The sequence below is a fragment of the Brassicibacter thermophilus genome (genome assembly GCF_055378355.1).
In genome coordinates, this window is sequence record NZ_AP042446.1 from 2,047,024 (window position 1) to 2,059,287 (window position 12,264).

The following is a 12,264-nucleotide window of genomic DNA, read 5'->3' on the forward strand; positions in this document are numbered from 1 at the left end:
CATAAAAGGATAATAAGAATTATTTGACTAAGCAAATATTTAGATGAGGTTATACGAAGTGATACTTTATTATATCTCATTTTAGTCATATTGTCAATAACTTCTACATTTTAGGAGGCGTATACATTGAAAAATGTATTAATTTTTTTAACTATTATAGTTTGTATAGTAGGTTTTTTCTTAATTAATACATATTATAATTCTAATTCAAAAGAAGTCAGTTTTAATAATATTAGTCTATTAAATCCATCAATTACTAAAGCTTTAATAAATAATTATTTTTCTAATGATGAATCTTTAAAAAAATCTTCTCAAAATATTATAAAGCAAATTGTTTTAAAAGATTTAAATTATGATAATTGGATAGAGTATTTAGATTACATAGAAATTACTATATATCCAACAAAAATTTATAGCGATATCTCTGAAGATTTAGTCATAACAATTAATTTGTCCAAAGATACAGGAATTATAGCAATATATAGACTAATAAATGATGAGTATATATTCTCAGATAAGATAGAAAATTTGACATATATTAAAGACATATATTCAATAAAAAGTCAAAAATATAATAGAACATTCCTAATTGTAGAACAAGTGCTAGATGAAAGACTAGGAGCTTTCTTCTATGATAATTATATTCAAATTTTTACTAAGATAGATAATAGCTTTTCCGAAGTATTTAGACTATCAACTGAATATACATCCTATTACTATGAAAAATGGTCAGACTCTTCTATTAAAACTCCAAAGTGGTACATGATTAAAGAAATGAGTATATTATCAGATATTTCTAGTAATAATGATTCTTTGAAAATAAAAGTATCTAAAATTTTAAAAAAATATGAAGGATATAATTCATTAGATAATAATATGATTCCTGATAACTTCCAATTAATACAAGAAAAACAGTTTGATATTGAATACAATTGGAGCAATGTTTATAAGTATTTTATAATAGGAGTAGGTACGTATAAAGTTGATAATACACCTGTTGGAATAATTGAATTTAGTAATCATTCTTCAGATTCTCTTCTCAAAGATCAAGATATATACTACAAAGTGATATATAAAAATGGTAAAATAGATTACATACATAATAAACTTATAGAATTTAATGAAAATTAGTTTAATGAAAATCTAAAATTAATTAAAAAATAAGTAAAAAGTAGTATGCAAATTAAGTTTAAGAATATTTACAAAATAAGGAGGAAAAGATGAAAAAAAATTTAATTTTAATTGTTTTATTAATTTTTATGTTGTGTAGCTGTACAAGCTCTATAAAAAAAGACTTAATTGTATATATCAATAGTGATATAACTAAAGCGTTAGAAATACAAAAAGAAAGTGTAACACAATATGAAAAATTCATCTCAACAAGCAGCTATTCCTTTGATGAATTGTCAGATATTTTAAATAATTATCTTATCCCAACTTATGAAACATTAATCAAAGAACTAAATAATATAAAACCTGTTACAAAAAAAGTACAAGAAATCCATAATATTTATATTAAAGGAGTAAATAAACAATTAGAAGCTCTGTATAAAATAAAGCAAGGTGCAGAATTAAAAGATAAAGAAATGATCAAAGAAGGAAATGAAATGTTAAAAGAAGCGAGTAATTACTATGAAATGTATAAAAAGGAAATATTTAAATTATCAGATCAATACGGCCTAAAATATACTAAATAGAGGAGTGTTGAAATGACGCAAAAAGTGTTTATGCATAATCCTTATTTAAGGGAGATTAATGCAAAAATAATAAATAAACAATATAATAATGGAAATTTTCTCATTACACTAGACAAAACAATTTTTTATCCCCATATGTCCGGAGGTCAACCAATGGATAAAGGTTCAATAAATGGAATTACCGTAAAAAATGTATTTGAAAAAGGTGAAGATATTGTCCATGTATTAGAAAAAGACATAACAAGTGAAAATGTAAGGTTATCTATTGATTGGGATACAAGATTTGACCATATGCAACAACATGCTGGCCAGCACTTACTATCAGCCATATTTTATAATCTTTTCCGAGCAGAAACTGTAGGCTTTCATCTGGGCAAAGAATACGTATATATAGATATAACTTTATCAAAAATAAGTGAAGAAGATATTATCAAAATAGAAAAGTTTTCAAACAAAATCGTTTTTTCAAACTTAGATATAAAAACTTATTATATTGATAATAATAATATTAAAGATTTACCGCTAAGAAAAAAACCTTCGGTAAAATCAAATATCCGCATTGTAGAAATTGATAGTATAGATTATTCTCCTTGCTGTGGAACTCACCCAAGATCAACTGGAGAAATTGGCCTTATTAAAATAAGAAAATGGGAAAAGTACAAAGGAAATATAAGAGTAGAATTTGTGTGTGGTAATAGAGCATTAAAAGACTATAGGTGGAAAAATAATGCTGTAAACAACATTTCTACATTGCTTTCTCAAAAAGATAAAGATGTTGAAAAAGGTGTTCAAAAACTAAAAGATAGAATACAACAATTAGAAAATACTAACAAAAAATTGAAAAAAGAACTTCTAAAATATAAAAGTATAGAATTAATGAGTAATACCATAAAATATAAGTCAGTATATATAATAAATAAAATTTTTTATGATGCTAATCTTAAAGACGTGAAATATATTATGAATAATATCATACAAAATAATGATGGTATGATTGTAATTTTAGGAATAAGGAATAAAGAAAAATGTCAACTTTTAATGGGACGATCTAAAAATGTTAACATAGATTTGAGAAAAATATTTAACTCTGTTATTCACATAATAAATGGAAAAGGAGGAGGTAGTGTAAGCTCTGTTCAAGGCGGAGGAAATATTGGTGAAAAACTGCAAGAATGCTTAGATACAAGTATTGAATTAATTAAGATGGAGGTATAAAATGAAAGAAATCGTTATTAAAAAATTAGCAGAAAGAGGAGTATCTTTAAATGAAATAGCCAAAATAGTTATTTCTCTTCAAAAAAGCAGAATGAATATTTCTATGGAAGAAGCAATGTTTAATATAGACAAAGTATTATCAAAACGAGAAGTTCAAAATGCAATACTAACTGGCATACAACTAGATATACTTTCAGAAAAAGGATTAATAGAAGAACCTTTGTTAAGTATAATCAAGAGAGATGAATCTCTTTATGGAATAGATGAAATCCTAGCTTTAAGTATTACAAACGTCTATGGCTCTATAGGACTTACAAATTTTGGGTATCTAGATAAAATCAAAACAGGTATAATAGGTGAAATTGACCATAAAGGTAAAGCCACTGATGAAGTGCATACCTTTCTTGATGATTTAGTTGCAGGAATTGTAGCAGCGTCATGTGCTAGAATAGCTCATTCGAAAGAATATGATGAGGATTAATATATTTATATTTTTAAAAGCAAAGCTGTGTAACAAATTAAAAATACCAAAGGCAGAAAATTGTACCATTTTCTGCCTTTAACATCATTGTTTTTGATATTTAAGTATGCTTTCAACAATTCTATCTTTTAACTTTTCTACATTTGAAAAGTTCATATTAGAAACATAAAATTTTTCTATTATATCATGATTCTCTTTTGCTGCAGCTATATTTGATAGTGCTATATCTATTAATTTATTGTACACTTCCTTGTCTTGTTCAATCTCTAATTTATATTTTTCAAGTGCTTCATTATTTAAATATTTATCCATATCAATTGTTATATAATTATACTTTTTAGCTACCTCACTAATAGTTAATGCTAAACTTAACTCTTTTATAAGAACAGTTTCTATTTTTTCTGGAATCAGCGGCGTATGATATACTTCTGTATCTAGTCCTCTAATTACTGCTTCTTTATATACCTTTTCTAGTAAAGTTGATTTTCCAGTACCACAATCTCCTTTAATAAAATATATATTATTTAATCCTTCTATTAATGTATCAGTATATTCTACCCAGCCATCAGGAGTATATGCACTACCAAATAAATGTCTAACTTTACCTAGTTTATCTTGTATTTTTCTCTCTCCAAAAATTTCTTTGATTATATTACCTGTCTCAATATTTACTTTAGCAAAATCTTGTGATTCACTAATTATCCTAATATAATCTTCTTTTATGAGTCTTGCAGCTGACAAATATTTATACGCTCTCTTATAAAATTTACTGTTATTTTTAGTATAATATATAATTTTATCTTTATTTTTTTCCATTATTTTTGTATCCCAAAATTCGCCTAAATTAATTATCTCATCTACAGCTCCTGGTATTTTTGGATCTACAACATGAGGAGCTGTGCCATCAATCAATGCAACCTTTAATTTAGGAATAACAACTCCATCTATAGAATTATTATCTGATGAACAGTGATGATATTCTATATCATATCCCCTTTCAAACATCTCCATACCTATTTTTTTCATTAAAGAAGATTTACCTGTACCAGGACCTCCCTTAATAATAAATATCCTATTCGCATTCTCACCAATAATATAGTCGTAGTAAGAATAGAACCCTACCGAAGTATTCCCCCCAGGAAAAACCCTTTTAATTTTATTTGACATTTATACCTCTCCTCCCAATTAACGATCTTAGTCTACATTAATACTATATTATTTGTTTTTCTTTATAGTGCTTGGCATATATATATTAGCATAAATTTATTTACTATATGGGGTTTAGGTAGTGTTAGACTTTTTTATTCTTACTACTAATAACTAATTATACCTTTTTTAACTCTTAGAAAAAAATCACTTTAAAATATCTATTTCAAAGGAATCTATCCAAACTCTTCCTTTCTCACTAGTAGTCAAATATATCTTTAAATAATCTCCATTTACTGACTTTAAATCAATATTTTGCAGTGACCAAATGTCTTTAGGAATATAAATTTTTTTTGAATATCTAGCCAATGTACTATTCCCCTGTACTGTCTGAACAGTAATCATAGCATCAATATCACTTTCGCTGTTAGTCCACAAGGAAAGGCTCACATCTCTATTATTAAGGTATCTAAAATCTATACTCTCTAAATCTATACCTCCTATTAAAAATGTCTCCTTTGAATCATCCATGTTTTCAATTCTAACAGAACAATTACCCTTATGATACTTTTCTTCATCTAAAAAACCAATACTAGTTTCACCTTTACATTTTTCAAGAAAATCTTCGTTATAAAATTTAAAAAGACTTTCTTCATTACTTTCATAAATATTTTTTCCTGTTTGTTCTTCATTTTCTTGTATATCATTTTTACTTGCATATACTTCATTACTAGTTTTATTTTCTGTATGATCATTTTCTTCACTAATTGTATTGTTTAAATTGCTATCTATATTTTTTGAATTATATTTATATGTTTTAGCAGCCCTAAGAATAAAAGGTAAACATATAATTGCAACTAAAACAATTAATAACCCAGTTTTAGCAAAAAAATATTTTCTTCTCTTATTTTTTAATTTTTTTCTTACAGAATAAATTCTCTGGCTTTCTTCAACTTCTGGGTTCATTATTCTGTATATTTTGGAATCTTTAAATTCTTTCGCTAAATCAATATAACTTAAATATTCGCCTTTTAAACATTTATTAATTATATTATTTATTGGTGGTGGAATATTTTTTTCTACATCACTATTAAAAAATGTTTCCCCTGCGAAAATAGTTTGGAATATTTTTGCCAAATTATTAAACACTTGAGACATAGATATTTCAGAATAATTATCATTCAACATAATTAAACCTAAGAGATTAATATTACCGTTTTTATCAATAACTATATTTTCTAAATCAAATAGTGATTTTAATATACAAGGAGGAAAGTCTTTAAGTTTAACTAGATTATCTATAATAAATGTAGTATAACCAATTTCTCTACTTAAACTTATTTTATTATTTTTTATATATTCACTTATACTTGAAAAATCTATTAACTTACTAATAATACATAAACCTTCTTGTAACTCAATTATTCCTTTTATATTTTTCATTTGTAATAATTTATTTAAATCAACATCCTTAAATATATCTTTTTTGTAAATAATATTTAAAATAAAAATTTCACCTGTTTCCCTATGCTTGCAAACTGTTATATTTTGAATATCGTTGGTAAAATAGGTTCTTATTGTCTCTAGCATTTCTAATATATCATTTGACATAAAATCTTTCCTTTCCCCTAATTATATTTCTATTTTACCATCTTTTTCACGAATTGTCATAATAATTTGATATTATCTTTGCTCTATTTATCATCTTCTACATGATATTTAACATCTTCTATTATTTTATCTTTAAAATTTTTTTCTTTTTCTTCTTGTTCTTTATTTATAATATATTTGTCCAATTCTTCAGATAATTTATGAATTATAAACGATAGTATAACAAAATCATCTATTATACCAAGTCCTAGAACTGGGTCTGGTATAAAATCAATAGGTAATATAAAATATAAAAAGCCTAATAATATAGGGATTTTTCTCCTTAAAGCAACTTTACTATCAAATAAAAATTTAAATGCAACAAGAATCTTTCTAATAAAGTTCATATGTTCACCCCATTTTTTAGATTTGAGAACATATATCTAAATAGTGTACAGTTAAATTTTAGTTTACTGTAATTATGTATATAAGTAAACAAGCTTTAACTTAAAATATACTTATTAAAATTAACTTTCCACGATTAAGTATTTAAGTATTATTTAGTTAAATCTTAATTCATTATAAAAAACACTCCTTTATAATTTTACTATAAACGGAGTGTTATGTGTATTATCAATATTAATATTTCTATACAATAATAAATTCTACAAATGGTAACATTTTTTTTAATTTCAAAGCTAATTTATGATTTTCTATATCATTACCATCTGGAGAAGCTCCCATTAAAATATGAGTAATTTCGTTTTTATTTGCAAAATCGGCCATAGCCTTTGTTACATCCTTAGACCTTAGTACAGTTAAATCTGCACCTACCCTTTTGGAAACATTAAATAAGTATTCTAAAGCTTCACCATCATCTGAGTTATTCAAAAATTTATCTTTTTCATTTACAACATGTATAATATATAATTTATCATCTTCCCACTTTTGTAGATTATATCCATACATTATCAATCTCTCACATGTCTTTTGCTGTGTTACACAAACCATTATATTTCTACCACTCATATCAAGCCCCCCTTGTAAGCAAGTATAAAAAACAACCAATATATTAAAGAAAAATCATCTTTCTTTATTTCTATAATAATTATATCATGTTTCCTATAAAATAAGTATATTGATTATAATATAAAAATATCTTTATTTTTTAACTAATAATGAATTAAAAGCACAATAAAAAACATGCCTTAACTGACATGTTTTATGGCGGGAATATGTGGGAATCGAACCCACCCAGGACGCTCCTAACGCCCCGTACTGGTTTTGAAGACCAGAGGGCACACCAGCACCCATCTACTCCCAAGATTATTTCTAATTGGCACTAATACATTATAACAAATCGACAAGAATTGTCAAGTAAAATACCACTTTTTCAGAGATTTCGCATCAAATTTCCAATGAAAAATTGAATCTTACTAAATGTGTATTTCTAAACAATTATTTGAATTATTGGTAGGCTAAAAGACCGTTAGGTCATAAAAATGGTTACAATTCCCCCTACCCCAATAAAACTTCATAATGAATTTCCAGTTTTATTTCAATTTAAGTTTTCATAAATATTGGATTATCCCAATTATTTTCTATGATAAATCTTTCATCTCTTATATCTTCTATAATATCTATCTGAAGCATACCTTTTCTCCTAAATCCTCTTATACACCGAAAAAAATATAGTTGCATTAAATTAAATGCTATTATCATAAACATTAATACTGTTTCTACGCCCGTAGGGCTATGAAGAAAGCAATGATTTAGGTGCCATTGTGTTTTTAATTGATGAAATGCATTATTTTCAATGTCCCATCTTTTATGCATTATCTTCCATAAAGTTTCTACTGTTGTCATTTTATCTGTAGTTATGATCCATCCTTCTTTAATTTCACTCTTATCTCCGTTATGAATTTCTTCTACAAATTTTATAAATCTTACTTTTGTATCTAAATTAGGCATTTCAAAATTATCTTCATCCCAAACTTTAATTTTTATATATTTCTTACTTCCTTTTTTTACAATCCACTCTTTATTTGCCTTACGACATTTAAATAAGGATAATGCGTCTTTTACAATATTAAGCCGCTCATCTTTCACTCTTACTACTGCATCCATTCCTATAGAAAGAACTTCTTTTATCCAAGTAGACTTACAGTATAAAGCATCAGCTACTATAATATCTGCAAAATGATGATATTGTTTATATAAGTTTTTAATGAGCCGTTTTCCACCAGTAATTTCGCCTTCATCTTTATATGAACTATCATTTTTAGGTTCTAGCATTTCTTGACCTAAAATAATGTGTGGATCAGAACCTACGGTTGCACATACAACTGATCTATGAAAATAATGAGTAATTCCATTTTTATCAACTCTTGTAAGGCATTTATCACAACACTTTTTAGTGCTTTCAAATAATTCTACGCCATCTATAGCAACTACCTTTAAACCTTCTATAGTACCATTCCTAAACACCTTATTTTTTATAGTAGTTTTTACTATATGACCATGAATATTTTTTAAACCTTCTAAATCAAAATCACTTAAAGAGCGTCTAATAGTATCAATACGTGGCATCTTTATTTTTTTAGGCATGATCTTTTTAAATTTATCTTTTTTAAGCCAATGCTCTAATCTATTGAAACTTCTTATTTGAAGCATAAATCCAAATAATACAACAAAGGAAATTGTTGAAATTTTTACGTTAGATTTTAATCTTTTATCATTTAAGGTATTGATTTTTTCACCTATATGGTATACCTTATTAATATAAGTGAGTAATTGTTTCAAATAGCTTTTACTCATTTTATCAGCATCCTTTTCTTTGGTTTTTGTGGTAAAAACTATTATAGAAAGGATGCTTTTATTTTGCAAATATTTTTTTATAATTTCCAGTAAAAATAGGAATAATCAAAATTTTATAGGTATATCATAAATTGTTTAATTTCTACGGGCTATCGCCCATTTATTTTTTTTGATGCGAAATCTCTGCCACTTTTTTATTAAGAAATAGGTAAAATGAATTTCTGTGTCAAGTACTTATCAATAACAATTTAAAAAACATGCATTGTAACTTTAAAATCATTATTTTCATATTTTAAATCAAAACGTCTATTTATTCTTGTATTTTCAACATTATTTAATTTAGTATAATCATATAAAATAATATCTGCTGTTACTTCAATTTCATAATTATATCTACTAATTACATAATTTTTTATTTGAAAATCATCTATATACTTAGACAGTATACCAAATTCAGCTTTTATCATACCCAATATTAAATAATCATGATCATTTAAATTTAATTGCTTTAATAAACTTCCAAAATCATTTGAAGTAATACTGTTATAATAATTTTTTATAACCGAAATCAAGTTTATATAATCTTCTTCCACAATCAATGAACTATATGATAAAGGTTCTTTTATACTATAAACATTAATAAATCTATCTGACATTTGTCCATCTAATAGAATTTGAACCGAATTAATATTTCCCAACTTACATAAAGTATTTACTATAGAATATAAAATAAAAGCTTCTTCTTTTTCACTCATGTTATTATCTTTTAAATTGCTAGATAGATTAACATAAGCAGTACCTTCTAACACATCAACAGATAAAAATTTTATACTTTTAGGTATTATATTAACTAACCCTTTTTTATCAGTTCCTTTAAATAGTTCTTCAATAACGGTAGAACTCAAATCATTATTATCGCTATTAATTATTCTAATTTCTGGTACTAAATGAGTTAACTGTTGGTTTGGATAAAACAATGTCACTTCAAGTTTACCTTCATTAGGTAAAGGATTAATTGGAGGATAATTATAGCTGTCTTCCTCGATTACATCATAATTGTTACAACCAGATAATAACAAAATTATAATTAATAAAATTAAATTCAACTTTTTCCTCATAAAGTATCATCCTATTCTAAAAAATATTTATTAATGTTTAAATCACATTAAATGTATATCGTAAGGCAAAACAATATAAAATTTGCTTCCTTCACCTAATTTACTTTCAACCTCTATGCTCCCACCATGTAATGACACTATCTGTGAAGCTATCGAAAGTCCTAACCCTGTTCCTCCTGTTGCTCTTGATCTAGCTTTATCTACTCTATAAAATCTATCAAATATATTTGAAAGACTTTCTTTGGGAATACCTATACCATTATCTTCTACCTTTATCTTAACCTGTTTATTCTGACTATAAAGACTAACCCTTACTCTTCCACCTTCAGGAGTATACTTTATAGCATTGTGAATAATATTTATAATTGCTTGTTGCATTTTTTCTCCGTCAATTCTCATTTGTATCTTTTCACATAGCTTAAGCTGTAAATCAATAGATTTTTTATTTGCAAGGGGCTTAAATCTTTTAATAATATTTTCGAGCAAAAAATTAATATATACTGGACTAATATTTAATTTCAGTTTTTCTTTATCTAAATCTACTAATAATAATAAATCATTAATTATATTACTTAACCTATCAATTTCTGAATCTATATCTTTAAGAAATTCTTTATAATAAGAAATATCTTGCTCCTTCTGAGTCAATAATGACTCAGCAAGCAATTTAATTGAACTTAACGGTGTTCTCAATTCGTGAGAAACATTGGCAACAAAATCTTTTCTCTGTTTATCAACTTGTTCAAGTTTCATTATCATCACATTAAATGCATCTGCCATCATTTTAAACTCGTCATTACTTTCTATTTGAACCCTTTCACCTAGTTTCCCTTTAGAAATATTATTAATAACATTAATAAACTTATTAATGGGATTTGCAATAATTCCTGCAAATATGAAACTTATAAGTGAAATAAAAATTATACTTATTAATGAAATAAAAAATAATTTTTTATTTAACTCTTTTATTAAGTTGTATGAATCATCTATAGAACTTGACAACAAAGTAGCACCAATTATTTTATTATTCGAAATGATTGGAACAGCAACATACATCACATGACCATATTCTTCAAAATTATAAACATTACTTACACTTTCGCCTTTTAATGCACGCTGAAGTTCAATATGTTTAAAAATATAGCCTACAAAACTATTATTTGAATCACCTCTTACAACATAATCATTGTCAACTATAATAATTCTTGAATTAATTTCTTTGCTATAATTTTTTATTAAATTCTTTACATAAGGTTCTTTCATTCGGTCAGGTATTATTAATCCTTCATTATAATATAAAGAATCATACGAAAACATATACGCCCTTATTCTGTTTGATATTATATTAGCCTTTAATAATAATTCGTCATTTCTCCTTTTTATATTCATACTCAGAATATTATTACTAACTATAGTGCTAATTATTATTAGTGAAATAACTACTAATAACAAATAGGTGGAAACTAGTTTCCACCTAACACTAATGAATCTATTATCCTTATTTAGATTTACTCCTAAAATAATAACCAACTCCCCATTTTGTCAATATATATTCAGCTTGGCTAGAATTTTTTTCAATTTTTTCTCTAAGTCTTCTTATGTGTACATCTACAGTTCTTAAATCTCCAAAGTATTCATAGCCCCATATAATTTCCAATAATTCCTCTCTAGTAAATACCTTGCCTGGATGGGTAGCTAACAAAAGTAGTAAATCAAATTCTTTAGCAGTTAAATTTATATCCTTTCCTCTGACAGTTAATTTTCTACCTAATGTATTAATTTTAAAATCATCTACCTCTATGACTTGTTCACCTATCTTAGCATCTCGTACACTTACTCTTCTGAGTATAGCTTTTATTCTAGCCTTAAGTTCTAAAATATTAAAAGGCTTAGTAAGATAATCATCTGCACCATACTCTAATCCCAATATCTTATTTATATCTTCTCCTTTAGCAGTAAGCATAATTATTGGTACCTGAGATTTCTCCCTAATTTTTCGACAAACCTCCATGCCATCTATTCCCGGTAACATAAGGTCTAAAATTATTATATCGTAGTTGCCCTTCATTACTTTTTCTAAAGCTTCATTTCCATCATAAGCAGCATCTGTTATATATCCATCTTGCTCTAAACTATACTTTAAGCCCTTAACAAGCAAGGCCTCGTCATCAACTACCAATACTTTGGTGCTCACAAAATC

The 12,264-nt window shown here is 26.0% G+C and carries 12 protein-coding genes and 1 tRNA gene; 4 read left to right on the forward strand and 9 right to left on the reverse strand.

Translation table 11 applies throughout. The features are described from left to right. Positions 1-126 precede the first annotated feature (126 nt). The 4 genes from ACZ41D_RS09795 to ACZ41D_RS09810 all read left to right on the forward strand — a co-directional run bounded on the left by ACZ41D_RS09795 (position 127) and on the right by ACZ41D_RS09810 (position 3,393). On the forward strand, positions 127-1,131 hold the full coding sequence (locus tag ACZ41D_RS09795) for a hypothetical protein (RefSeq protein WP_464151255.1): 1,005 nt from the start codon (positions 127-129) through the stop codon (positions 1,129-1,131). An 89-nt stretch (positions 1,132-1,220) separates the two neighbouring features. Beyond that, on the forward strand, positions 1,221-1,697 hold the full coding sequence (locus ACZ41D_RS09800; RefSeq protein ID WP_464151256.1) for a hypothetical protein: 477 nt from the start codon (positions 1,221-1,223) through the stop codon (positions 1,695-1,697). Positions 1,698-1,850: 153 nt separating this feature from the next. Further along, positions 1,851-2,912, forward strand: coding sequence for an alanyl-tRNA editing protein (locus ACZ41D_RS09805; RefSeq protein WP_464151257.1), 1,062 nt, complete (start codon positions 1,851-1,853; stop codon positions 2,910-2,912). Between the two features lies 1 nt (position 2,913). Continuing rightward, on the forward strand, positions 2,914-3,393 hold the full coding sequence (locus ACZ41D_RS09810) for a phosphatidylglycerophosphatase A family protein (RefSeq protein ID WP_464151258.1): 480 nt from the start codon (positions 2,914-2,916) through the stop codon (positions 3,391-3,393). A gap of 84 nt (positions 3,394-3,477) precedes the next feature. Here the strand turns inward: ACZ41D_RS09810 and ACZ41D_RS09815 are convergent, their stop codons facing one another. From ACZ41D_RS09815 to ACZ41D_RS09855, 9 genes are all read right to left on the reverse strand, one after another. Then, positions 3,478-4,560 (reverse strand): PRK06851 family protein, encoded by a 1,083-nt coding sequence (locus ACZ41D_RS09815; RefSeq protein WP_464151259.1) that lies wholly within the window; start codon positions 4,558-4,560, stop codon positions 3,478-3,480. Positions 4,561-4,746: 186 nt separating this feature from the next. After that, the gene (locus ACZ41D_RS09820; protein ID WP_464151260.1) at positions 4,747-6,150 is read right to left on the reverse strand and encodes a hypothetical protein; all 1,404 of its coding nucleotides are present in this window, start codon (positions 6,148-6,150) and stop codon (positions 4,747-4,749) included. Positions 6,151-6,233: 83 nt separating this feature from the next. Beyond that, a complete protein-coding gene (locus ACZ41D_RS09825; protein WP_464151261.1) occupies positions 6,234-6,536 on the reverse strand; it encodes a YkvA family protein in 303 nt (100 codons plus the stop codon). Between the two features lie 241 nt (positions 6,537-6,777). Beyond that, positions 6,778-7,158 carry a universal stress protein gene (locus tag ACZ41D_RS09830; protein WP_464151262.1) on the reverse strand — a complete coding sequence of 127 codons (381 nt, stop codon included), beginning with the start codon at positions 7,156-7,158 and terminating at the stop codon, positions 6,778-6,780. A gap of 196 nt (positions 7,159-7,354) precedes the next feature. Continuing rightward, positions 7,355-7,451, reverse strand: a tRNA-Sec gene (locus ACZ41D_RS09835). A 241-nt stretch (positions 7,452-7,692) separates the two neighbouring features. After that, complete coding sequence (locus ACZ41D_RS09840; RefSeq protein WP_464151263.1) at positions 7,693-8,946, reverse strand: transposase; 1,254 nt, start codon at positions 8,944-8,946, stop codon at positions 7,693-7,695. 248 nt (positions 8,947-9,194) lie between these two features. Then, positions 9,195-10,064 carry a GerMN domain-containing protein gene (locus ACZ41D_RS09845; RefSeq protein ID WP_464151264.1) on the reverse strand — a complete coding sequence of 290 codons (870 nt, stop codon included), beginning with the start codon at positions 10,062-10,064 and terminating at the stop codon, positions 9,195-9,197. Positions 10,065-10,106: 42 nt separating this feature from the next. Further along, entirely contained in the window at positions 10,107-11,453 is a 1,347-nt protein-coding gene (locus ACZ41D_RS09850; protein WP_464151265.1) for a sensor histidine kinase, read from the reverse strand. Between the two features lie 109 nt (positions 11,454-11,562). Beyond that, positions 11,563-12,258, reverse strand: coding sequence for a response regulator (locus ACZ41D_RS09855; protein ID WP_464151266.1), 696 nt, complete (start codon positions 12,256-12,258; stop codon positions 11,563-11,565). Between the last annotated feature and the right edge of the window lie 6 nt (positions 12,259-12,264).